This is a genomic window from Streptomyces iconiensis, assembly GCF_028657195.3.
Lineage (GTDB): Bacteria > Actinomycetota > Actinomycetes > Streptomycetales > Streptomycetaceae > Streptomyces > Streptomyces iconiensis.
In genome coordinates this window covers 1-22415 of the sequence record NZ_JANCPR020000033.1, presented here as the reverse complement: position 1 = coordinate 22415, position 22415 = coordinate 1, and the positions used below count along the sequence as shown (strand labels likewise).

The 22415-nt window shown below is 71.4% G+C and carries 21 protein-coding genes; 14 read left to right on the top strand and 7 right to left on the bottom strand.

Annotation, left to right across the window (positions count from 1 at the left end):
* Positions 1-20 precede the first annotated feature (20 nt).
* Positions 21-782, bottom strand: a complete 762-nt coding sequence (locus NMN56_RS28595; protein WP_274044906.1) for a DeoR/GlpR family DNA-binding transcription regulator — start codon at positions 780-782, stop codon at positions 21-23.
* A gap of 295 nt (positions 783-1077) precedes the next feature.
* Here NMN56_RS28595 and NMN56_RS28590 point away from each other — a divergent pair, with 295 nt between their 5' ends.
* Positions 1078-1836 (top strand): phosphoglyceromutase, encoded by a 759-nt coding sequence (locus NMN56_RS28590; protein WP_274044907.1) that lies wholly within the window; start codon positions 1078-1080, stop codon positions 1834-1836.
* 198 nt (positions 1837-2034) lie between these two features.
* Here the strand turns inward: NMN56_RS28590 and NMN56_RS28585 are convergent, their stop codons facing one another.
* The 3 genes from NMN56_RS28585 to phoU form a co-directional block, all read right to left on the bottom strand.
* Positions 2035-2343: a putative quinol monooxygenase gene (locus NMN56_RS28585; RefSeq protein ID WP_274044908.1), complete on the bottom strand. Its 309-nt coding sequence runs from the start codon at positions 2341-2343 to the stop codon at positions 2035-2037.
* Between the two features lie 434 nt (positions 2344-2777).
* Positions 2778-3362, bottom strand: a complete 585-nt coding sequence (locus tag NMN56_RS28580) for a DUF4232 domain-containing protein (protein WP_274044909.1) — start codon at positions 3360-3362, stop codon at positions 2778-2780.
* Positions 3363-4093: 731 nt separating this feature from the next.
* Positions 4094-4792: a phosphate signaling complex protein PhoU gene (gene phoU, locus NMN56_RS28575; RefSeq protein WP_274044910.1), complete on the bottom strand. Its 699-nt coding sequence runs from the start codon at positions 4790-4792 to the stop codon at positions 4094-4096.
* A 192-nt stretch (positions 4793-4984) separates the two neighbouring features.
* On the opposite strand from phoU, the gene phoR reads away from it, so the two are divergent.
* Positions 4985-6277: a two-component system sensor histidine kinase PhoR gene (gene phoR / locus NMN56_RS28570; protein WP_274044911.1), complete on the top strand. Its 1293-nt coding sequence runs from the start codon at positions 4985-4987 to the stop codon at positions 6275-6277.
* The gene (gene phoP, locus NMN56_RS28565; RefSeq protein ID WP_274044912.1) at positions 6274-6954 is read left to right on the top strand and encodes a two-component system response regulator PhoP; all 681 of its coding nucleotides are present in this window, start codon (positions 6274-6276) and stop codon (positions 6952-6954) included. The genes phoR and phoP overlap by 4 nt, the downstream gene beginning before the upstream one ends.
* A gap of 121 nt (positions 6955-7075) precedes the next feature.
* Here the strand turns inward: phoP and NMN56_RS28560 are convergent, their stop codons facing one another.
* Positions 7076-7834 carry a copper chaperone PCu(A)C domain-containing protein gene (locus NMN56_RS28560; RefSeq protein WP_274044913.1) on the bottom strand — a complete coding sequence of 253 codons (759 nt, stop codon included), beginning with the start codon at positions 7832-7834 and terminating at the stop codon, positions 7076-7078.
* Positions 7835-8444: 610 nt separating this feature from the next.
* Here NMN56_RS28560 and NMN56_RS28555 point away from each other — a divergent pair.
* The 11 genes from NMN56_RS28555 to NMN56_RS28505 all read left to right on the top strand — a co-directional run bounded on the left by NMN56_RS28555 (position 8445) and on the right by NMN56_RS28505 (position 20756).
* The gene (locus NMN56_RS28555) at positions 8445-8927 is read left to right on the top strand and encodes a CarD family transcriptional regulator (RefSeq protein WP_016472332.1); all 483 of its coding nucleotides are present in this window, start codon (positions 8445-8447) and stop codon (positions 8925-8927) included.
* 244 nt (positions 8928-9171) lie between these two features.
* Positions 9172-9951 carry a 2-C-methyl-D-erythritol 4-phosphate cytidylyltransferase gene (gene ispD / locus NMN56_RS28550; RefSeq protein WP_274044914.1) on the top strand — a complete coding sequence of 260 codons (780 nt, stop codon included), beginning with the start codon at positions 9172-9174 and terminating at the stop codon, positions 9949-9951.
* Positions 9941-10447, top strand: a complete 507-nt coding sequence (ispF, locus tag NMN56_RS28545; protein ID WP_274044915.1) for a 2-C-methyl-D-erythritol 2,4-cyclodiphosphate synthase — start codon at positions 9941-9943, stop codon at positions 10445-10447. The genes ispD and ispF overlap by 11 nt, the downstream gene beginning before the upstream one ends.
* Positions 10448-10594: 147 nt before the next feature.
* Positions 10595-11185: a GNAT family N-acetyltransferase gene (locus NMN56_RS28540; protein WP_274044916.1), complete on the top strand. Its 591-nt coding sequence runs from the start codon at positions 10595-10597 to the stop codon at positions 11183-11185.
* A 27-nt stretch (positions 11186-11212) separates the two neighbouring features.
* Positions 11213-12742 carry an ABC transporter substrate-binding protein gene (locus tag NMN56_RS28535; protein ID WP_274044917.1) on the top strand — a complete coding sequence of 510 codons (1530 nt, stop codon included), beginning with the start codon at positions 11213-11215 and terminating at the stop codon, positions 12740-12742.
* A 149-nt stretch (positions 12743-12891) separates the two neighbouring features.
* Complete coding sequence (locus tag NMN56_RS28530) at positions 12892-14619, top strand: ABC transporter permease subunit (RefSeq protein ID WP_274045069.1); 1728 nt, start codon at positions 12892-12894, stop codon at positions 14617-14619.
* Positions 14595-15857 carry an MFS transporter gene (locus NMN56_RS28525; RefSeq protein ID WP_430542730.1) on the top strand — a complete coding sequence of 421 codons (1263 nt, stop codon included), beginning with the start codon at positions 14595-14597 and terminating at the stop codon, positions 15855-15857. Before NMN56_RS28530 ends, NMN56_RS28525 begins: the two co-directional genes overlap by 25 nt.
* A 70-nt stretch (positions 15858-15927) precedes the next feature.
* On the top strand, positions 15928-16329 hold the full coding sequence (locus NMN56_RS28520) for a PPOX class F420-dependent oxidoreductase (protein ID WP_274044918.1): 402 nt from the start codon (positions 15928-15930) through the stop codon (positions 16327-16329).
* A gap of 73 nt (positions 16330-16402) precedes the next feature.
* The gene (gene cysS, locus NMN56_RS28515) at positions 16403-17800 is read left to right on the top strand and encodes a cysteine--tRNA ligase (protein WP_274044919.1); all 1398 of its coding nucleotides are present in this window, start codon (positions 16403-16405) and stop codon (positions 17798-17800) included.
* A gap of 185 nt (positions 17801-17985) precedes the next feature.
* Complete coding sequence (gene rlmB / locus NMN56_RS28510; RefSeq protein WP_274044920.1) at positions 17986-18912, top strand: 23S rRNA (guanosine(2251)-2'-O)-methyltransferase RlmB; 927 nt, start codon at positions 17986-17988, stop codon at positions 18910-18912.
* 83 nt (positions 18913-18995) lie between these two features.
* A complete protein-coding gene (locus NMN56_RS28505) occupies positions 18996-20756 on the top strand; it encodes a DoxX family protein (protein WP_274044921.1) in 1761 nt (586 codons plus the stop codon).
* Between the two features lie 333 nt (positions 20757-21089).
* Here NMN56_RS28505 and NMN56_RS28500 read toward each other — a convergent pair whose 3' ends face one another.
* Positions 21090-21800 carry a nucleotidyltransferase family protein gene (locus NMN56_RS28500; RefSeq protein WP_274044922.1) on the bottom strand — a complete coding sequence of 237 codons (711 nt, stop codon included), beginning with the start codon at positions 21798-21800 and terminating at the stop codon, positions 21090-21092.
* 47 nt (positions 21801-21847) lie between these two features.
* A complete protein-coding gene (locus NMN56_RS28495) occupies positions 21848-22264 on the bottom strand; it encodes a hypothetical protein (protein ID WP_274044923.1) in 417 nt (138 codons plus the stop codon).
* Between the last annotated feature and the right edge of the window lie 151 nt (positions 22265-22415).

The following is a 22415-nucleotide window of genomic DNA, read 5'->3' as shown; positions in this document are numbered from 1 at the left end:
CACGTCCAGTTGCCGCCGGCTCACACGCGCAGCACCTGCGGCCCCCGCAACGAGTAGCGGTGCGCCTCGGCCGACGGCAGCGCCGTACCGGTCACCACCGCCTCGAAGTCGCCCACCTCGGCGAAACGGCAGAAGCTCACGGCACCGAACTTGGTGTGGCACCCCGCGAAGACGCGCCGCCGTGCGGCCCTTATCGCCTGTGCCTTCACCTCGCCGACCGCCGGGTCGGGGGTCGTCAGCCCGAACTCACGGGAGATCCCGTTCGCGCCGACGTACGCCAGGTCGATCACGAACCCGGAGAGCATGCGCGTCGTCCAGTGGTCCACGGTCGCCTGGGTGCCGCCCCTGACGCGCCCGCCCAGCAGCAGCACGGTGAACTCGCCCGCTGTGGACAGCTTCCCCGCGGCTGCCAGCGAGGCCGTGATGACTGTCAGCGGCCGGTCACGGGGCAGCGCCTCGGCGATCAGCAGCGGCGTGAACCCCTCGTCGACGAAGACGGTCTCCGCCTCTCCGAGCAGCCCCGCAGCCGCCGAGGCGATCCGCCGCTTCTCGGGAACGTTCACCGTCGTGCGGTACGACAGCGTCGTCTCGTAACCGGCGCTCTCCACGGGGTACGCGCCCCCGTGCGTACGCCGCACCAGTCCGTGGCTCTCCAGCACGCGCAGATCCCTGCGCACGGTCTCCCGCGCGACCCCCAGGCGCTCGGCCAGCTCCGCCACCTCGACGGAGCCGTCCTGCCGTGCCACCCCGACGATCTCGCGCTGGCGCTCCTCGGCGGTCACGGCCACACACACCTCCCAGGTGGTACGTCGCCCGTTCGGGCCTGTGGGAGACGTTTTACCTGTGGTGACAACGCGTGAACATGCTTGGCGCGGGCACGATCCTGCCCGTTTCTGCCCGTTCCGGTGCTGGTACCGGACCGACGACCGAGCGTTCCGGGCCCGGCGCTGTGCCCGTATGCCCGTCCGGGCCTCCCCGCTCGCCCGTTTCCCGCCCGTTCAGCCCCTGAGCGGCCTCAGCCGCCCCTCCGGCCGGGCTCCGCCGACCGTGCCGGGCACACGCAGTAGGCTCGGAGACATGGCCGACGCACCGTACAAGCTGATCCTCCTCCGCCATGGCGAGAGCGAATGGAACGCGAAGAACCTGTTCACCGGCTGGGTGGACGTGAACCTCACCGAGAAGGGCGAGAAGGAGGCGGTCCGCGGCGGCGAGCTGCTCAAGGACGCCGGCCTGCTCCCCGATGTGCTGCACACCTCCGTGCAGAAGCGCGCGATCCGCACGGCGCAGCTCTCCCTTGAGGCGGCCGACCGCCTCTGGATCCCCGTCCGCCGCTCCTGGCGCCTCAACGAGCGCCACTACGGCGCCCTCCAGGGCAAGGACAAGGCGCAGGTGCGCGACGAGTTCGGCGAGGAGCAGTTCATGCTCTGGCGCCGCTCCTACGACACCCCGCCGCCCGAGCTGCCCGACGGCTCCGAGTTCTCCCAGAGCGACGACCCCCGCTACGCGGGCGTCCCCAGCGAACTGCGCCCCCGCACGGAGTGCCTCAAGGACGTCGTCGAGCGGATGCTGCCGTACTGGTTCGACGGCATCATCCCCGACCTCCTCGCAGGCCACACCGTCCTGGTCGCCGCCCACGGCAACTCTCTGCGCGGCCTCGTCAAGCACCTCGACAACGTCTCCGACGAGGACATCTCGGGCCTCAACATCCCCACCGGCATCCCCCTCGTCTACGACCTGAACGCCGACTTCCACCCCCTCAACCCCGGCGGCACCTACCTCGACCCCGACGCGGCGAAGGCAGCCATCGAGGCGGTCAAGAACCAGGGCAAGAAGTAGCACCCCACCAGTAGTCACCACGTTCCCTGCGCGAGCCCCCCGCCTGCGGTTTTCCCGCGGTGTCGGGGGCTCGCGCCGTTCCGGGCGCGCGTTCGGGCCGTTCGTTCGGGCCGCACGCGCGGACGCACCGCCCACGCAGGAACGCGCTCTACTTGCCGACCGCTTCCGGACGCGGCACACCCGTCACGCCAGTAGCGCTCAGGCCCCCACGCCCTTGCCGGTCACGAACTCCAACCGGTCGGCCTGGGTGACGGACAGATACTGCTCGCGGGCCGACAGGAACTCCTTCACGTAGTCCTGCGACTCGTGCGCCTCGAAGGCGAGCTGGTCCCGGTACAGCTCGTAGACGATCCGCTCCAGGGGGCGGCCCTCCACCCGGTGCGCGGTGTAGACGAGCGTTCCGTGCTCGTGCGCCTTGATCTGCTCGGCCGTCCGCTCGACCAACTCGTCGAACGCCGTCGCCGCTTGCTCGTTCTTGCAGGTGAAGCGGACCATCAAACAGAACATGCGGTGATCTCCCTCCCACTGGCCGTACGCGCCGCCCGGTGTCCGCACGGCGCCTCGGGCACTCCACGCGGGGCAGGCCCCGTCCTCGTACCGGCCCCCGGTCCCTGTCCGGAGTGCCCCGAACACTCCGGGTCGAACTCGCACTACGCGCCTCCGGATCGGCCTTCGAGCAGAAGCAGTCGCTGTGTGCACCGTGAGTTCCGGCGCGTCGCCGTACCCGCACAGCACCAGCGCGAACCCCTTGTCCCAACGCGCGGTCGCACGGTTCGCGAAGGCGGGTGTGAAGCGGAAGCACTCGCCGGGCTTCAACCCCGCCGGCGGTCCCGTGTTGGCGCTGCACCGGCTCGGGGCGGCACAGCAGCGTGTGCCGCACAGTCGCACGCGTGCCCGGGACGGCATCCGTCCCGGGCACGCGCCTGTGGTCGCCGGTCGGGTCAGCCGACGCCGATCGGGTTGACGAAGGTGCCGGGGTGCGTGGCGCCGGACTGGTCCTGAATGGCGCCCCCGTAGGGCCACTTGAGCGTGAAGTGGGCCTTCTCGTCGGGCGGGGTGACCAGCACGCGGCCGGGCGCCACCTTCTTCACGCCGGTCTGCCCCTTGGGAACGGGCAGGATGCGCATGGTGAACGAGGTGTGCGTGCCCGGCTTGAGCGTCACCGTGACGGGCTTGCTCGCGGAACGGCGCAGGTCCATGGGGTGCTTGGCGTCGAGCGTGTTCTCCATGCTGACGCCGGGGAAGCCGTGCAGCGTGCAGGTCCGCTTGCTGCTGTTCTTGAGCGACATCGTGACGGTCTGCTGCTCCACGCTGTCCATGTCGGGCCGCCCACCGCCCTCGGAGCCCCAGCCGGCGGTGAGTTCACCGGTGTGACACCGGCTCACGCTCTTCTTTGCCTTCGCCGTGCCGGTGCCTGTCCCCGAACCGGCGGCCGACGCGGTGGCGGCCGTCGCGCCGACCCCCACGGCGGCGACGGCCAGGACGGTCGCGGATCCGCGTACGAGGCGGGAGAACTTCGTGGTCATCGTGTTCCCTCTTTCCTGTGCGCCGGGCACTCGCCCGGTGCAACCCGCAATTAATGCCTTTTACATCTACTTGGATGCACGGAAGGGGCAGAAGGTTCACGGTGAAGTACGAGAAAATTGTCCGGAGTGCGTAACGGGCGCCCGTAGTGGGCACTTTGACGACCGCGCGAGGCCGGCCGGACGCACGTTCAGCCGGAGGCACCACCCCCGAAAACGCGAGACGCGGGGCCCTGACCCGTCGAACAGGTCAGGGCCCCGCCCGTGTCCGTGTGGGGTTGTAGGGAACGTGCTCGGAACGGAACGTCAGCCGCAGGAGCCCCCGCACTGGCAGGGCCCGCCCGACTGGCACCCGCAACCGCACCCCGGACCGCAGCTGCACGAGCTCAGCAGGGGCAACCTCCACGCCTCACGCGGCGCGCACGGTGACCGGTGGATTGTCGCGGGTTTCGCGGTGTCAGCCATGGTTCCCTCCTCGGCAAGCAAGAACAGGCATGACGTACTCATTGCACGCCCGGCCGCCACGGGCGCATCAAGGGCGCGCGGGTGCACACGGAGAGTGGCGCCGAGGGGTATGACCTGCGGGCATATGGCGTTCGCATACGTGCACCACCCGGACCGCACCCGCGCGCTCCGGTCACCCCGTACGGAAGGGCGCCGTGGTCCGAACGAAAGGCCACTGAGATCCGAACGAAAGGCCGCCGAGGCGCAGGTGGCGCTCCGGCGGCCCGTTGTCACCTGCCCTCGACCGGCGCCGTCCCGTCGTTGTCGGCGCCCGCGGCGTCGATCTCGTCGGCGTAGTCGCCCGTCACCAGGTAGACCACCCGGCGCGCGACCGACACCGCATGGTCGGCGAACCGCTCGTAGTAGCGGCCCAGCAGCGTCACGTCCACGGCCGTCTCGATGCCGTGCTTCCAGCGGTCGTCCATCAGGTGCTGGAAGAGCGTGCGGTGCAGCAGGTCCATCGCGTCGTCGTCCTGCTCCAGCTGCATGGCCAGATCGACGTCCTTGGTGATGATGACCTCGGCCGCCTTCGCCATCAGCCGCTGTGCGAGCTGCCCCATCTCCAGCAGGGTCGCCTGGAGATCGCGCGGTACGGGCGACTCGGGGAACCGCAGTCTGGTGACCTTGGCCACGTGCTGTGCGAGGTCCCCTGAGCGCTCCAGGTCGGCACTCATCCGCAACGAGGTCACCACGATCCGCAGATCGGTGGCGACCGGCTGCTGCCTGGCCAGCAGTTGTATGGCCCGGGTTTCCAGGTCGCGCTGAAGGTCGTCCACCTTGTCGTCAGCGGCGATGACGCTTTCGGCGAGCTTCAGGTCGGCGTCCAGCATCGCCGTGGTGGCGCGTCCGATGGCCGAGCCGACGAGCCGGGCCATCTCGACCAGGCTGTCCCCGATCGAGTCCAGCTCCTCGTGGTACGCGTCCCGCATGGCTGTCCTTCCCTCGCACGGATCTTCTGTCAGGGGCCTGGCCCCTACGCTCCCACGGTCTGCCCGGAATGCGACGGCTTCCGACCTCTCCGGTGAACCCGGGGCCCACTCCGGGTAAACACTGGGCGACAGCTCTTCCGCTCGGGCCGCCGGGACTGGGGGTGTGCCTGCGCGGGCGCATAACCTGGATGTATGGACGTGAATGCGGCTGTTGCCGCGGCAGCAGCGCTCGCCGGGCTGTGCACCGGCGTGATCGCGGTGCTGGCGTTCCGCTGGAGCGAGCGTGAGCAGTCCCGCCCCACCCGGAGCTCGCTGCACACCGAGGCGGGGCTGCCACCGGGCGTCGACACCGTCCTGTCCGTACTCCGTTCCTCCGCCGTGGTGCTGGACGAGAGTGACGCGGTGGTGAAGGCCAGCTCGGCGGCGTACGCGCTGGGGCTGGTGCGCGGCGGCAAGCTCGCGGTCGAACCCATGCTCCAGATGGCCAGGGACACCCGGCGCGACGGCGAGATACGCCAGGTCGAGCTGGATCTGCCCCGGCGCGGTACGGGAAGAGGTGATGCCCTCGCGGTCTCCGCACGGGTTGCTCCGCTCGGCTCCCGTCTGGTGCTCCTGCTGGTGGAGGACCTGACGGAGGCCCGCAGGATCGAGGCCGTACGCCGTGACTTCGTCGCCAACGTCAGCCATGAGCTGAAGACCCCGGTCGGCGCGCTCTCGCTGCTCTCCGAGGCCGTGATGGACGCGGCCGACGAACCGGACGCGGTGCAGCGCTTCGCGGGGCGGATGCAGAACGAGGCGACGCGGCTGACCAACCTCGTCCAGGAGCTGATCGACCTTTCCCGAGTACAGAACGACGATCCACTGGAGGACTCGGAGTCCGTACGTGTGGACGAACTGGTGAACGAGGCCATTGAACGGAGCCGCCAGAGCGCGGACAGCAAACAGATCACGCTGGGCGCGGGAGGCACCGAGGGCCTGCACGTATGGGGCAACAGGGGCCAGCTCGCCGCCGCGCTCGGCAACCTCGTCGAGAACGCGGTCAACTACTCCCCGGCCCGTACGAGGGTCAAGGTCGCCGGGCGCGGGATAGCCGCACCCGGCGGCGACCTGATCGAGATCGCCGTGACCGACCAGGGCATAGGCATCTCCGAGCGGGACAAGGAGCGGATCTTCGAGCGGTTCTACCGCGTCGATCCGGCCAGGTCCCGGGCCACAGGAGGGACCGGTCTCGGGCTCTCCATCGTCAAACACGTGGCCGCCTCGCACGGCGGGGAGGTCACCGTATGGAGCGCCGAGGGCCAGGGCTCCACCTTCACCCTGCGACTGCCGGAGGCAGGCAGCGCCCGGGAGAAGGCCGAGGCGGACCGGCTGGGCCGGAACCGCCTGTCAGGCGCGTTGCAGGAACCGGCCGCCTTCGACGACGAAGAGCGGCCTTATGTCGATCAGGCAGACGAACAACTTTCCGCCCCGGAGGTCCTCCCGTGACCCGAGTGCTCGTCGTCGAGGACGAGGAATCGTTCAGCGACGCACTGTCGTACATGCTGCGCAAGGAAGGCTTCGAGGTCGCGATAGCGGCCACAGGGCCGGATGGGCTCGATGAATTCGAACGGAACGGCGCGGACCTGGTGCTGCTCGACCTGATGCTGCCGGGCCTGCCCGGCACCGAGGTCTGTCGCCAGCTGCGCGGACGTTCCAATGTTCCCGTGATCATGGTGACGGCCAAGGACAGCGAGATCGACAAGGTCGTCGGCCTGGAGATAGGAGCCGACGACTACGTCACCAAACCCTTCTCCTCCCGCGAACTGGTCGCCCGCGTCCGCGCGGTGCTCCGCCGCCGCGGCGAGCCCGAGGAGGTGACCCCCGCCGCGCTGGAGGCGGGACCCGTACGGATGGACGTCGACCGGCACGTGGTCACGGTCGGCGGCGACAAGGTCGACCTGCCGCTCAAGGAGTTCGACCTGCTGGAGATGCTGCTGCGCAACGCGGGCCGCGTGCTCACGCGTATGCAGCTGATCGACCGCGTCTGGGGCGCCGACTACGTGGGCGACACCAAGACCCTCGACGTCCACGTCAAGCGCCTGCGCGCGAAGATCGAACCCGACCCGGGCGCACCCCGCTACCTCGTGACGGTGCGCGGCCTCGGCTACAAGTTCGAGCCGTAAACCGGCCCACGCCCGGAAGGCGTCCCCCCGGCACCCAGCCGCAGCAAGCGAGGCCGTGCCCCTTCATGAGGGGCACGGCCTCGTGCCGTGCGATGACCGCCGCCTGTGCGGCGTCCCGGGCTCAGTGCCCGGCGTGTGTGCCCTGCTCCGCTGCGCCCTGCGCATCCCCGGCGCCCGGCGCCTCCGGGGCGTTGCTCTGCGAGCCGCCGCGCCCCTGCTGCTCCTGCCCGCCCTGCTCCTGGCCGTTCTGCTCCTGGCCGTTCTGCTTCTGCCCGTCCTCGGCCTGCCGGCCGTTCTTGGGCTTGTCGCCGGGCGAGGCCGAGTCGCCGGGCGAGGCGGAGGAGCCGTTCCGCGTACCCTCGGTCGGCTGGGCGCTCGGCCCGTACGCCTTGTGGTCGCCCTTCGCCGCGACGACCGTCGCGCGCAGCTTGACCGCGCCCGTGCTGCTGAGGTCGAACGTGATCGCCTGAGCGTTGCCGTCCTTGACACCCGCGCCCTTGGCGTCGGTGAAGAGCGCGGCGGCGTGGTTCTTGCCGCCCAGCGCCAGCGAGCCGCCGGCGGGGACGGTCACCGCCTTCTCGCCCTTGGCCGGGCTCAGCTCGGCACGCTCGCCCGAGCTGTCGACGCTGACGGCCTTGAGGGTCTGGTCCTTCTTGCCGTCGTTGAAGATGCGGCCGGTGACGGTGGCGGCGCCGGAGCCCTCGGTGTCGGACACGATGTTGACGTTCTGGACCTTGATGGTGCCGACGCGCATCGCGGCGCTGTCGGGCTTGACCTCAAGTGTCTGCGCGCCGTTCCCGGCTCCACAGGCGGTGAGTACGGCGGCGGCGAGCGCGAGGGTGGTGGCGGCGAGAGTGCCGCGTCGAAGGCTGCTGCTCACGGCGGCGGCAACTCCTAGGCGAGCTATGGCGGCAGCACGATCGTGAGCGTGCCGGCCGCGTACGGATGGGCTTTTCGTGCGCGCTCAGGTTACCGACAGCCTGTGGCGACCCCGCACCCGACCCTCCGCCCGCGCCCCGCTCCACCGGGTAACCGCACTCACGGCAATACAGCCATACGTCATCCGGCGACGAGTACATGACCGTCTCCGTGACCGAGTGCATGACCGAGTACGTGACAACGCGGAGGACATCCGTACGGGGGATTCCTGTGAATGCGAGAGGTTGATGAAGAATTGATCAACAGGCCCTTGGGTGCCCTTTGATCAATTCTTGGGAAAGGCGGAACACGTGCCGAACTCGCCGCTCCCTACAGCAGGACAAAACGGTCAACGGGGCCGTGTCTCACGGGGCTTCATGAGGTGTGTCCGGCGCGTTTCGGGGCGTACGCGCAACCGCTCCCACCTGCGAATACCCGGTTGCATTGCGCGCTCGCAGCACGATACAGGGGCGCTTGTCAAGCCCCGAGATATGCCCTGACCTGCGAAAACGCCATTCAGAAGAAGGCGTTCCCGTGTTACCCTAGATAGCCACGGAAGGGGTACCTGACACATGACGTTCAAGGTTGGCGACACCGTGGTCTATCCCCATCACGGGGCCGCGCTGATCGAGGCCATCGAAACTCGCCAGATCAAAGGCGTGGACAAGACCTACTTGGTTCTGAAGGTAGCGCAGGGCGACCTGACGGTTCGTGTGCCAGCGGACAATGCGGAGTTCGTGGGCGTGCGCGATGTAGTGGGTTCGGACGGGCTGGACAGGGTCTTCGAGGTGCTCCGCGCACCGTATGCAGAGGAGCCCACCAACTGGTCCCGTCGCTACAAGGCAAATCTTGAGAAGCTCGCGTCCGGCGACGTGATCAAGGTGGCGGAGGTTGTACGTGACCTGTGGCGCCGTGAGCGTGAGCGCGGGCTCTCCGCAGGTGAGAAGAGGATGCTCGCCAAGGCACGCCAGATCCTGGTGAGCGAGCTGGCTCTCGCGGAGAACACCAATGAGGACAAGGCCGAGGCACTTCTCGACGAGGTTCTCGCGTCCTGATACACAATGCCGCGGTGCCCGGGTGACATCTGTCGTCGCCGGGCGCTGCGGCATGTCTGCGTCGTTCGCCCCAGTGTGAGGGCCCCTGTGGTGCAAGGGGCCCGAACCTGCGGCTCCGTGGTGTGCCGGGCCCGGGCGGCTGCCTCGACCGGTGATCACGGAAGGGTCCGATCGGGGCGTCGCGCCCGGCATGCTGTGGCCATACCCAACTCGGCTGAGGACACAAACCCTGAACGCGCTACCGATGTCAATCGAATCCCCTGACTTGGCCCCTTCCGGGGGTACGGCGATTTCTGAGGGCCCCGGCGCCCGCACCGCCGTCATCATTCCCGCCGCGGGCAAGGGCGTACGACTGGGCCCCGGCGCTCCCAAAGCGCTGCGCGTGCTGAGCGGCACACCGATGCTCATCCACGCCGTCCGCGCGACCGCACGGGCACGCGCCGTGGGCCTCGTCGTCGTGGTCGCGCCGGCCGGAGGGACCACCGAGGTCCGCGCGCTCCTGGACGAGAACGAGCTGTCCGGTGTCGTGGTCGTGCCAGGCGGCGAGACCCGCCAGGAGTCCGTACGGCTCGGCCTGGACGTGCTGCCACCCTCCGTCGACACCGTGCTGGTGCACGACGCGGCCCGCCCGCTCGTCCCGGCCGAGACCGTGGACGCCGTCGCCGACGCGGTACGGAACGGAGCGCCCGCCGTTGTGCCGGCGCTGCCCGTCACCGACACCGTCAAGGAGGTCGAGCCGCACGGTGAAGGCGGCCCCGAGCCCGTCACCGGCACGCCCGACAGGTCGCGGCTGCGCGCCGTGCAGACCCCGCAGGGCTTCGCGCGCAAGGTCCTCGTCGAGGCGCACGCGCGGGTGGCTCTTCAGGGTGAGGGCGCGACCGACGACGCGGGCATGGTGGAGCGGCTCGGCGTCGATGTCGTCGTCGTGCCGGGCCACGAGGAGGCGTTCAAGGTGACCCGCCCGCTCGACCTCGTGCTCGCCGAGGCCGTTCTCGCACGCAGGAGGGCCCGCGATGCCTACTGATCCCCCCGCTCCGCCCCTCGCCGCCCTGCCGCTCGTCGGGATCGGCACCGATGTCCACGCGTTCGAAGAGGGCCGTGAGCTGTGGTGCGCAGGACTGCTGTGGGAGGGCGAGCGCTACGGGCTCGCCGGGCACTCCGACGGCGATGTCGCGGCGCACGCCGCCTGCGACGCGCTGTTCTCGGCCGCCGGGCTCGGCGACCTGGGCGCGCACTTCGGCACCGACAGGCCCGAGTGGTCCGGTGCCTCGGGCGTCACCCTGCTCACCGAGGCCGCCCGTATCGTCCGCGAGACGGGCTTCTCCGTCGGCAATGTCGCGATCCAGGTCATCGGCGTACGTCCCAAGATCGGGCGCCGCAGGGCCGAGGCGTCGGCCGCGCTCTCCGCAGCCGTCGGTGCCCCGGTCTCCGTCTCCGGCACCACCACGGACGGCCTCGGTCTCACAGGCCGGGGCGAAGGGCTTGCCGCCCTGGCCACCGCGCTGGTCGTCCGCGTCTGAGGCGCCCCTGGGGTGCCCCCAGCCGCCCCGGCCCGTCGCCGCCGAAGGGGCACATCTCCGGCCGGGGGCGGGTGTGGCGAGGTCGACACCGGCTGCTTAACGCGAGCGCCCGGTTGTTGCACATGAGACGCAGTTAGTCTGGTGTGGATGTCCTACGTACTCCGCACCGCGACAACCGACGATGCCGACGCCGCACGCAGCGTCATGCTCGACACGGTGTACGGCGACCTGCGTTCCGGCTATGTGCCGCGCTGGCACGCCGACATCATCGACGTCGAGAACACGTATCTGCGCCCGGAGCGCCGCACGCTCCTCGTGGCCGCCGACGGGGCGAGCGGCGAGATCGTCGCGACGGGCGCCGTGCGGGACCGGGGTCCGCAGTCGCCGCCGAACCCCGCGTGGGTCGCTGAGCGCTTCCCGTCGGGGAGCACGGCGCAGCTGTGCCGGATCTATGTGCGGCCGGCGTACCGCCGGCTCGGCATCGCGCGCGCGATGGTGCGTGAACTGTGCGCCTTCGTGGCGGAGGCCGGGGGCTACCGCGCGATCTATCTGCACACCGACCCGGCCGTGCCGGGCGCCGAGCCGTTCTGGCGCTCGCTGGCGGCCGAGGTGTGTGACGAACGTCAACTGCCGGGCGGCGGGCAGGGGATCGTCCATTTCGAGCTGCCGCTGCCCGTTCCCGCCGCTCAGGGTGGCGCGGGTGCCGGAACCATGGCCGCGACCGCGGCCAGTTGTTGACAATGATTTCCAGATAGAGTCCCGTTCATGTCGCCCATACTCAAGGCCCGCCGTGTCCGCACCCCCGCCGCGCTCGCGGCCGTCGCGCTGCTCTCCGTCACCGCGCTGACCGCCTGCGGTGGGGAGAACTCGGCGGGCGGTGGAAGCGGTGGGCGGCTGCGCGTCGCCATGGCCTTCCCGCCCGCACAGGCGATGAGCCCGTACGGGGACGACGCCGTCACCCTCAGCCGCCTCTCGGTCATCGAGGGGCTCACCAAACTCGACGCTTCCGGCGTCGCCAAGCCCGCGCTCGCCACCTCGTGGAAGCCGTCGGACGGCGACCGCACGTGGACGTTCACGCTGCGCAAGGCCCGTTTCCAGGACGGCAGTCCCGTCGAGGCGAAGGCCGTCGTGCGCTCGCTCGACGAGGCGTCGGCCGCCTCTCCGCAGCCCCGTGTGCTCAGCGACGCGGGCAAGCTCACGGCGCGGGCCCAGGGCGCGAGGACCGTACGGGTCACCAGTAGTGAGCCGGACGCGCTGCTGCCCCAGCGGCTGGCCAACCCGTCGCTGGCCGTGCTCTCCGGCGCCGCCTACGGCAAGGGCGGCAAGGTGAAGGTGGCAGGGCACGCGACGGGACCGTTCACCCTCACGAAGCTCAACGGCACCGTCAGCGCGAAGCTCGACAGAAACGCGCACTACTGGGGCGGCAAGGCCAAGGCCCCTGGCGTGGACGTGCGGTTCAGCGCCAACGGCACCACCCGTGCCAACGCGCTGCGCTCGGGCGAGACCGACATCGCGGAGTACGTGCCCGTCTCCCAGGCGTCCGTCCTGGAGAAGGGCCAGATCCACGAGGTGCCCACGGCGCGCACCAACAGCCTCTACATGAACACCGCACGAGGCCCGCTGAAGGACCCCGCGCTGCGCGCCGCAGCGCGTGCGGCCATCGACAGCAAGGCGCTCATCAAGAGCGTCTACGAGGGCTACGCCGACGCGCCGCAGGGCCTGTTCGGGCCGGGCGTGAAGTGGGCGGCCGACAAGCGGGTTCCCGTCAAGGACAGGACGAAGGCAGCCTCCAGGTCCGAGGTGAAGAAGACCGGCACGATCACGCTCGCCACCTACACCAACCGTCCCGAACTGCCCGAGGTCGTCACCGCGCTCCAGCAGCAGTTCGAGAAGGCGGGCTTCAAGGTCAAGCAAGTGGTGCGCGACTACGCGCGCATGGAGGCCGACGCGCTCGCCGGCAAGTACGACATCTTCGTCCAGGCGCGCAACACCCTGCTGGACACCGGCGACCCGGTCTCCTACCTGGAGTCCGACTTCACCTGCAAGGGCTCCTTCAACATGTCGCAGCTGTGCGACAAGGGCGTCGACAAGGCCGTCGACGAAGCGGCCGGCACCGAGTCGGCGACCGAGCGGCAGGACGCCGAGATGCGGGCCGAGGCGCGCGTGCTGCGTACCGACGCCGTCGTGCCGCTCCTGCACGAGCGCTTCATCCAGGGCATCGCGAGCGGCGTCAAGGGCGTCTCGCTCGACCCGATGGAGCGCACCCTGGTCACCGCCGACACCCGCGTCGGGTGAGCGCGCGCCTGGCCGCGTGCGTGTTCCGCGCGTGCCTCGCGCGCGCAGCCGGGGCAGGGCGTCGCGGCGCGACAGGTGACTCGGCGGGAAGCGGCAGGCGCTGGGCGGCGCCCGTGCGTGGCCTCGCGTCCCGGGCCACGGCGGGCCGCGTGCTCGCCGCCGCAGGGGTGCTCGCCGTCGTCGGGCTGCTGCCGTGGCTGACCCGTACGGACCCGGCCCGCACGATCCTGCACGCCCGCTACGCCGACCGCGAGCCGACCCCCGGCGCCCTCGACGCCATCCGCGCCGGGACCGGGCTCGACGCGGGGCCGCTCAGGCTGCTCGGTGACTGGCTCGCGGGCGCCGTACGCGGCGACTTCGGCACCTCCTGGGTCTCGGGGCAGCCGGTCGCGCCCGACGTACTGTCCGCGCTCGGCGTCTCGCTCTCCCTCATGGGCGTCTCCCTCGCCGTCGCCGTACTGGTCGCCGCGGCGCTCAGCTTCCGTACGCTCAGCGCCGGTGCGCGAGGCCCCGCCGCGCGTCCCCGGCGGACGCGGGCCGGCGCCGTGGGAGCGCTGCTGGCGGCGCTGCCCGAGTTCCTGCTGGCCGCCGTGTTCGCGACCGTGTTCGCCGTACAGCTCGGCTGGTTCCCCGCGCTCGGCTGGGGCGGAGCGGCCACCGCCGTGCTGCCGGCGCTCGCCATGGGCATCCCCGCTGGCGGGCTGCTCGGGCGGCTCCTGGACGACGCGCTGCCCGGTGCCTTCGCCGAACCGTGGGTCCGTACGGCGTTCGCCTGCGGGCTGCCGCCCGCGCACGTCGCGCGGCAGGCGCTGCGGCGCGTACTGCCGCCGCTGCTCCCGCAGTTCGGCTTCGTCATGGTCGGCCTGACCGGCGGCGCCGTCACCGTCGAGACGCTGTTCTCCATCCCCGGCCTCGGCGGCACCGCGCTCAGCGCCGCGCTCGCACAGGACCTGCCCGTGCTCCAGGCGTGCGTCCTGGCGCTGCTCGCGCTCGGTCTCGCCGTCGGCGTCGCCGTACGCGCCGTACGCAGGGCCGTCATCGGGCCTGCCCTGGAGGCGGGCGCCATGCCGGCGCTGCGCCGCGCCGAGCCGCGCCCCGGCCGCACGCTGATCTGGTCGGCGGCCGGGCTCGGCGCCCTGCTGGCCGCCGTGGTCGTCGCCGGGCTCACGCGCGACCCGTTGCACGTCGACGCGGCGGCCAGGCTCGCAGCGCCCAGCGCCGCACATCCGCTCGGCACCGACTCGCTCGGCCGCGACATCCTCGCCCGGCTCGGCCACGGCGCCGCGCGTACCGCGCTCACGGCCGTCGCCGTCGCCGCCGTCGCGCTCGTCGCGGGCGTCGCACTCGGGGTGCTCACACGCTGGACCGAGGGCCTGCGCGAGGTCGTCAACGCGCTGCCGCCCGTCCTGTCGGGGCTCGTCGTCGCGGGTATCGCGGGGCCCGGCCAGTACGGCGCCGCCGCTGCCGTCGCGCTGGTCGCCTGGGCGCCGCTCGCCGCGCACACGGCGGGCCTGTACGAGGAGGAACGGGCCTCGGGGCACCTGGAAGGCGCGCTCGCGCTCGGCGCGGGACGCTGGTACCTGCTGCGGCGACACGTGCTGCCGGGCGTCCTGCCGCCCGTCGTGCGCCACGCCGTCCTGCGCATCCCCGCGCTGGCCCTCGCACTCGCCTCGCTGGGCTTCCTCGGCCTGGGCGCCGGGGCACCGGCCCCGGAGTGGGGCCGGATGCTCTCGGAGAACATGCCGTACGCCGAGCGCGCGCCCTGGGCCGTTCTCGCGCCCGCCGGCGCGCTGGTGGTGGTCGGGGTACTCGCCGTCGTGCTGGGGGCGCTGGGCGGCCTGCGCGTACGTCCGTGGCGACGGGGGCGTTCGGGGTGAAGTCCGGCCGCTCCCTCGGCGACATACGTACGCTCCCGCCCTTCATACGCCTTCTCGCCGGAACCCAGCTCGCGTTCAACGTCGGGTTCTTCGCCGTGCTGCCCTACCTCGCCGAGCACCTGGGCGGTGCGCTCGGGATGGGCGGTTGGCTGGTGGGCCTCGTGCTGGGGCTGCGGACGTTCAGCCAGCAGGGCCTGTTCGTCGTCGGCGGAGCGCTCACCGACCGCTACGGCCCGCGTCCCGTCGTGCTCGCCGGGTGCGTGCTGCGCATAGCGGGGTTCGTGTGGCTCGGGTACGCGCAGAGCACGGTGGCCGTCGTCTCCGCCGTCGTCTGCGTCGGCTTCGCCGCCGCGCTCTTCTCGCCCGCCGTCGAGTCCGAGACGGCACGGCAGGCCGTACGCCACGAGCAGGCCACAGGGCACCCGCGCGCCCGTACCCTCGCCGTCTTCTCCGCCGCCGGGCAGGCAGGCGCCTTTCTCGGACCGCTGCTGGGCTCCCTGTTGCTGCTCGCCGACTTCCGTACGGCCTGCTGGGCCGGCGCCGCCGTCTTCGTCGCCGTACTGGCAGGGCACTGGCGCTGGATGCCGCGCGGTGAGCACCACAGGGACGGCGCCGCGGCCCGGCACCCGCAAGGAGCGCTGCGCGCGACCGCGCGGAACGGCCCTTTCCTGCTGCTCTGCCTCGCCTACAGCACCTACCTGCTCGCCTACAACCAGCTCTACCTCGCCCTGCCCGAAGAGGTCGTCCGCGCGACCGGATCCCAGGCGGCGCTCGGCTGGCTCTTCGCGCTCTCCTCCCTCCTGGTGGTCTGCGCGCAGCTCCCCGTCACCCGCGCCGCCGGTGAACGGATCGGGCACCGTACGGCCCTCTGCCTGGGCCTGGCCGTCGTCTCCGCCGGCTTCCTCACGGTCGCGGCGGCGGCGCCCGCGGCGCTGCGGGGCACGCCGGGGCTGGGCCCGGCCGCGGTGTACGTACTGCTGCTCACGCTCGGACAGATGCTCGCCGTGCCCGCCGCACGCGCCCTGGTGACGGAACTGGTGGACGAGCGCCATCTCGGCTTCAGCATGGGCGCGTTGTCGTCGCTCTCCGGCCTCGTCGTCCTCGGCGGCAGCGCCGCGACCGGCGCTCTGTTCGGCACAGGGCTCGCGCCAGTGGTCGTCTGGTCGCTGCTCGCCTGCGTCCCCCTCCTGGGAGCCGTCGCCGGCCGCGCTGTGCGGGTGCGGAACCCCTGCCGCTGACGGCACGTTGGTTACGTTTCGAGGCACAGGTACGTACGAGACACACCACCGTGAGGGAAGGACCCATCCCGTGGCACAGCTCTCCGACAACCTCAAGAAGATCCTCGACGGCAAGGTCTTCGTCGCCGTCGCCACCGTCCAGCCCGACGGCACCCCCCAGGTGTCCCCGGTCTGGGTCAAGCGGGACGGCGACGACCTGCTCATCTCGACCACCGTGGACCGCCGCAAGGTGCTGAACATACGCCGCGATCCCCGCGTCACCGTCCTGGTGAACCCGGCCGAGTCGCCGTACACGTACGTGGAGGTGCGCGGCACCGCCACCCTGAGCACCGAGGGCGGTCAGGAACTGATCGACGAGTTGGCGCGCAAGTACGTCGGCAAGAGCTACGCCGAGTTCAACCCGCAGTCGGAGCAGGAAGCGGAGCGCGTCGTCGTCCGCATCACGCCCCGCAAGCTCGTCGGGGCCGTCTGACAGGGCCGCGGCGCTCGGGGACCTTGCCGAGGTGGCGGCATGGCACGGTCCCCGGGCTACTAGGCTTGAACCCGTGACTCTTCGCCTGTACGACACCAGCGCCCGGCAGATCCGCGACTTCAGCCCCCTCGTGCCCGGCTGCGTCTCGATCTACCTCTGTGGCGCGACCGTCCAGGCGGCGCCCCACATCGGCCACATCCGCTCCGGCCTGAACTTCGACATCATGCGCCGCTGGTTCGCCTACCGCGGCTACGCAGTGACGTTCGTACGCAACGTCACGGACATCGACGACAAGATCATCGCCAAGTCCGCAGAGCAGGGTCGCCCCTGGTGGGCGATCGGGTACGAGAACGAGCGCGCCTTCAACGCCGCGTACGACGGACTCGGCTGCCTGCCCCCCACCTACGAGCCGCGCGCCACGGGCCACATCCCCGAGATGGTCGAGATGATGCGCGTCCTCATCGACCGCGGCCACGCCTACGCCGCCGACGGCAACGTCTACTTCGACGTGCGCTCCTACGCCGGCTACCTGGCGCTCTCCAACCAGGAGCTGGACAACCTCCTCCAGCCATCGGGCGAGGGCGAGACCGGCAAGCGTGACCCGCGCGACTTCGCCATGTGGAAGGCCGCCAAGCCCGGCGAGCCCGCCTGGATGACCCCGTTCGGGCCCGGCCGACCCGGCTGGCACCTGGAGTGCTCCGCGATGGCGCACAAGTACCTCGGCTCCGCCTTCGACATCCACGGCGGCGGCGTCGACCTGGTCTTCCCGCACCACGAGAACGAGATCGCGCAGTCCAAGGCGTACGGCGACGAATTCGCGCTCTACTGGGCACACAACGCGTGGGTCACCATGAGCGGCGAGAAGATGAGCAAGTCGCTCGGCAACTCCGTGCTGGTCAGCGAGATGGTCAAGAAATGGCGCCCCATTGTGCTGCGCTATTACCTGGGCGGACCGCACTACCGCTCCACCATCGAGTACAGCGAGGAGTCGCTGCGCGAGGCCGAGTCGGCCTTCGGCCGTATCGAGGGCTTCCTCCAGCGCGCCGGCGAACTCGTCGGCGAGACGGCACCGGCCCCCGAGGTACCCGCGGCCTTCGCCGAGGCCATGGACGACGACTTCTCCGTGCCGCAGGCCCTCGCCGTCGTTCACACCACCGTCCGCCAAGGGAACGCGGCGCTCGGCGAGAGCGACAAGCCGGCCGTCGCCACGGCTGCCGCCGAGGTACGCGCGATGCTCGGTGTCCTCGGCCTCGACCCGCTGGACCCCTCCTGGGCCTCCGAAGGCGGCTCCTCCTCCGAGCTGACCTCGGCTGTCGACACCCTCGTCCGCCTCGTCCTCGACCAGCGGCAGGCAGCGCGCGAGCGCAAGGACTACGCGACGGCCGACGCGATCAGGGACGAGCTGAAGCGCGCGGGGCTGGCCATCGAGGACACCCCGTCCGGACCCCGCTGGGAGCTGAGCGGAGAGTGAAACCCGTCCTCAAGCGCCGCCGGGCGGCAGGTCCCCGCGGCGCTTGAGGACGAGCGCGGACGCGCGTGAACGGGGTGCGCGGGCGCCCTCCCCCGCGAGAAGCGGGAAAGGGAGGGGCCGCGGCCAGGTACCGTTGGTATCCGTACGCACAAACGACACGTAGTAGGAAACAGGTAGGTGCCCTGATGGCCGGGAAGAAGAAGGGCGCGCAGGTCGGCAGCGGCGGTAATCGCCGACGCGGCCTGGAGGGCAGGGGCCCGACCCCGCCCGCCGAGATGCGCAAGGGGCACGCCAAGCAGCGCGCCGCCCAGGCCAAGGCACGCCGCACGCAGGGCAAGCCGCAGCAGCGCGGTGGCCCCCGCGGCGGCAAGGGCACCTCCGAGCTGGTCGTAGGCCGTAACTCCGTCGTCGAGGCGCTCCGCGAGGGCGTCCCGGCGAACGCCTTCTACGTACAGCAGTTCATCGACAACGACGAGCGCGTGCGCGAGGCGGTCCGCTACGCGGGCGAGCGCGGCGGCATCCACCTGGTCGAGGCGCCCAAGCCCGAGCTGGACCGGATGACGAACGGGCTCAACCACCAGGGCGTCGTCCTCCAGATCCCGCCGTACGAGTACGCGCACCCCGAGGACCTCGCCTCGGCGGCGTTCGACAAGGGCCAGGAGCCGCTGATCGTCGCGCTGGACGGCGTGACGGACCCGCGTAACCTCGGCGCCGTCGTCCGTTCCGTCTCCGCCTTCGGCGGGCACGGCGTGGTGGTGCCGGAGCGGCGTGCCGCCGGGATGTCGGCCGGCGCGTGGAAGACCTCGGCCGGTACGGCGGCGCGCACACCGGTCGCGCGCGCCACCAACCTCACCCGCACCCTGGAGCAGTACCAGAAGGCGGGTCTCACCGTCGTGGGCCTCGCGGCCGACGGCGATGTCGAACTCCATGACGTCGCTGCCCTCGACGGGCCGCTCGTCGTGGTCATCGGCAGCGAGGGCAAGGGCCTCTCCCGGCTGGTGGGGCAGACCTGCGACATCCTCGCGCGCATCCCGATGCCGGGTGGCGCCGAGTCGCTGAACGCGGGTGTCGCGGCGGGCGTCGTCCTCTACGAGGCGTCACGGCGCCGCTGACGTCGCGACGCTGGTGATCTTGACGGGTCTCGGACAGATCGGCGGGGTCAAGGCAGTGTCCTAAGCGTCCATCACTCGGTTAGATGAGTGTGGACACCAGAACACCCCGCGCACCCGGCGCTCCGGGCCGAAGCCCTGGGGGCAGCCCAGGGGCAAGCCCGCGCGGTTTCTTCGACGACGAGCCGGTACTGAGCACGGTCAAGGTCCCGTCAGACCCCGCCGAAGTGGTCGTCAGCCACGCGAGTTTCCGTGTGCGGCTCGGCTCGGCGTCCGCCGCCGCACCGCCCGGCACGCCCCCAACTCCCGTGCGCGGCGCCCGGCATACGACGTTCGAGGACACCGCACCCCTCCCCGCCGTCACGGGCCACGCGCCCACCCCGGCGCAGGGAGGGGGCAACAGGCGCCGCGCGCCCGTCGTATGGAGCGGTCACGCCGGCCCCGAGGACACCGGAGCGACCAGGCTGCTCCAGGCCGTACGGACGGCGGGGGGCACGACCCTCACCGGGACGGAACCCGCACCGGCGGACTCGACACAGGCGCTGCCCCGCGTCAACGACCCCGCACCCCAAGGCCGTCCGGGCCCGGCAACCGTCGTGGGGCCGCCACGCAGCCCGCAGCCCTCCGAGGCCGAACCGCTGCTGAGCGGCGTACGACCCACCCGCGGCGCCTACGACGAACCGTACGAGACCGGCGAGTTGGAGACGGTCTCCTACGAGGGCGAGCAGGACGCCACCGGCGCCGACGACCGGCGCCGCCGCGACGGCGTGCGGCACGCGTACTATCCCGGGCGCCGGATGAACCTCGGCGTCGTGCTCCTCCCGCTGCGCGTCTTCCTCGGCTTCATCACCGTGTACGCCGGCATGGGCAAGCTCTGCGACCCCGTCTACTTCGACGGCGGCCGGCGCGGCTCCATGGTCACCTGGCTGCGCTCCCTCGACCCGTGGACCATCGCCTCACCGCTCCGCGACTTCGCGCTGGCACACCCCGTCGGCTCCGGCCTGACGGTGGCCTTCCTCCAGGTCATCGTGGGCGTGCTGACGATGTTCGGCCTGTGGCAGCGGGTGGCGGCCTCGCTCGGCGCGCTGCTCTCGGCCGCCCTGCTGATGACCGTCAGCTGGAGCACCGTTCCCGCCTACGACGCGCCGGACATCATCTACCTCGCCGCCTGGAGCCCGCTGATCATCGCGGGAGCGCCGGTCTACTCCGTCGACGGGCGCCTCGCGAGCGAGGCATGGCGCAGGCTCGGACCCCGTGTGGAGATCGGCGATCTGCGCCGCCGTGTACTGCGCAGGGGCACGGTTCTCGCCACGGTGATCGTCGGGCTCGCGCTGCTCGTCGGCTCGCTGCTCGGCAGCGCCGTACGCTCCTCGCAGACGGCCACAGTCCCCGAACGCGGTGAGACGCCCACCAACAGGCTGCCGGGCTCCCCGCTCCCCGAGGTGCCCGGAGACCGCGCGACCTCGGGCCAGGCGTCCCAGGGCCCCGGCGCGACGGGCACGCCAGGTGAGCGCCAAGACCGCCGCAAGAAGCGCCCCTCGTCCCCCGCTGCCAGCCCGGGCGAGCAGCGCGCCACCAGCGGGCCCGAGACCACGCCGAGCCAGGGACAGGGCCAGGCACAGCCGCGGCGCGACCCGGCCGCCCAGCAGTCGGCGCCTCCGCAGCAGCAGCGCACACCGCAGCAGGCACCGACCGCGACGGGCGGCACGACGGCCGGCCCGGAGAGCGGTGCCGCCACCTCCTCGTCGTCCGCGAACGGCGGCGGTGGCTCGTCCTCGGACGGCGGTGGCTCGTCGTCGGGAGGCGGCGGTGGCGGAAGCGGCGCCCTGGGCGGCCTGTTGGGCTGAGCCGCGCGGACGGCACGTAGGCGGCACGTAGCCGATACGTAAGCGCCACGCAGGCGCCACGCAGGCGCAGACGGTACGCGCACCGTCCGGGCGGCGGCACAGAACGAGGGCTGCCGGCTCCTCCGAGGGGAGGGCCGGCAGCCCTTTCGCGTGCGCCGTGCGCACTACGGGCGCGCTGAACGCCCATAAGGACCAAGCCTGTTGTTGTGCGCTACTGGTGCGTTGCTTGTGCTGGCGTGCTACTGGTGCCCTGCCTGTGCGGGCGCGCTACTGGTGCTCCACGGGCATGTTGCGGGGCTGGTTGCTCCCGGCCCGGCGGGCCGTTTTCGCGTGCTACTTGTCCGCCAGTTCCTTGGCTGCCTCCGTCAGGTCCTTGGCAGTGTCGATGGCACGCCAGTAGGAGCCCTGGGGGAGAGGGAAGCCCGCCAGGCGGCGTTCGCGCGCGAGGCCGGGGAACGTGGTGCGCTCGTGGTCGCCGCGCTCGGGGAGGAGACCGGCGAAGCCGGCCGAGAACACGTAGACGCCCGCGTTGATGAGGTACGGGGACGGCGGGGCCTCGATGAAGTCGAGAACGTGCCCGAACTCGTCCGTCTCCACGGCGCCCCAGGGAATGCGGGGGCGGGCCAGTGCGAGCGTGGCGGTCGCGTCACGTTCGGCGTGGAAGGCGGCCATCTCGCGCAGCGAGAAGCGGGTCCAGACGTCGCCGTTGGTCGCGTACCACGGCTCGTCGGGGCGGGGCAGCGACCTCGCGGCGAACTTCAGCCCGCCACCGCGGCCCAGCGGCTCGCGTTCGATCACCGTCGTGACGCGGCAGGGGAGTTCGGCCTGCGCGAGCCAGTCCTCCAGCACCTCGGCGAGGTGGCCGGAGGAGACGACGGCGTCGGTGACGCCCTCGGAGGCCAACCAGGCCAGTTGGTGGCCGATGATCGGGATGCCCGTACCGGGGATCTCCACCATGGGCTTGGGGCGGTCGTCGGTGTACGGCCGCAGCCGTGATCCCTGTCCACCGGCAAGGATCACGGCCTGAGTCGGGTGCTGGGTCATGAGCCGCAGCCTATGCGCCCCGGCGGGCGCGCTCTTCGAGCCGCGGTTCAGTGCATCTGGGCGACGCCGTAGGCGAAGGAGGTGTCGCACACGGGCCGCGAGTAGCGCTGCGCGCGGTGCGCACTGCCGTACTTCCTGACCGCCGCCTTGCCCAGCGCCCGCGCGATCGCCGCGCAGTGCCGCGCCAGGGTCGGCTTGCGGGTGATCTCGCGCTGGAGGCTGGTCAGCGCCGTGCTGGGGTTCTCCTCCTGTAGCTCGGCGACGAGGCGTTCCCTGAGCACGTCCTGCGGGGCACGGGACTTCGCCTGTGTGGACGCCTTCTCGGCGGAGGCGGTGAGCACTTGGGAATCCGAGGGTGCCGTGGCCCAGGGGACGCGGGTGACGGCGAGTGTCCCCGACAGGACGAGGACGACCGGGAGAACGAGGGCGAGGGATCGGCCGATGCGGCGGGCTGCGTGGTTCACGACCGTGATGGTAGCGAGCGGTAGTGATTTGGCGACATTTTGTCACCACATCGAGGGACGGCGATTTTGAGCTGTTCGAGAGTGGGCCGGTCATGGCCGGTCACGGCCGCACAGGGCCCAGTCAGGGGGAGGGGAGGGGCAGGGAGGGGAG

Coding starts and splice junctions, on each gene's coding strand:
- NMN56_RS28590 (WP_274044907.1), top strand. CDS start 1,078: ATGGCCGACGCACCGTACAAGCTGATCCTCCTCCGCCATGGCGAGAGC.
- NMN56_RS28585 (WP_274044908.1), bottom strand. CDS start 2,343: ATGTTCTGTTTGATGGTCCGCTTCACCTGCAAGAACGAGCAAGCGGCG.
- NMN56_RS28580 (WP_274044909.1), bottom strand. CDS start 3,362: ATGACCACGAAGTTCTCCCGCCTCGTACGCGGATCCGCGACCGTCCTG.
- phoU (WP_274044910.1), bottom strand. CDS start 4,792: ATGCGGGACGCGTACCACGAGGAGCTGGACTCGATCGGGGACAGCCTG.
- phoR (WP_274044911.1), top strand. CDS start 4,985: ATGGACGTGAATGCGGCTGTTGCCGCGGCAGCAGCGCTCGCCGGGCTG.
- NMN56_RS28555 (WP_016472332.1), top strand. CDS start 8,445: ATGACGTTCAAGGTTGGCGACACCGTGGTCTATCCCCATCACGGGGCC.
- ispD (WP_274044914.1), top strand. CDS start 9,172: ATGTCAATCGAATCCCCTGACTTGGCCCCTTCCGGGGGTACGGCGATT.
- ispF (WP_274044915.1), top strand. CDS start 9,941: ATGCCTACTGATCCCCCCGCTCCGCCCCTCGCCGCCCTGCCGCTCGTC.
- NMN56_RS28540 (WP_274044916.1), top strand. CDS start 10,595: ATGTCCTACGTACTCCGCACCGCGACAACCGACGATGCCGACGCCGCA.
- NMN56_RS28535 (WP_274044917.1), top strand. CDS start 11,213: ATGTCGCCCATACTCAAGGCCCGCCGTGTCCGCACCCCCGCCGCGCTC.
- rlmB (WP_274044920.1), top strand. CDS start 17,986: ATGGCCGGGAAGAAGAAGGGCGCGCAGGTCGGCAGCGGCGGTAATCGC.
- NMN56_RS28505 (WP_274044921.1), top strand. CDS start 18,996: ATGAGTGTGGACACCAGAACACCCCGCGCACCCGGCGCTCCGGGCCGA.
- NMN56_RS28500 (WP_274044922.1), bottom strand. CDS start 21,800: ATGACCCAGCACCCGACTCAGGCCGTGATCCTTGCCGGTGGACAGGGA.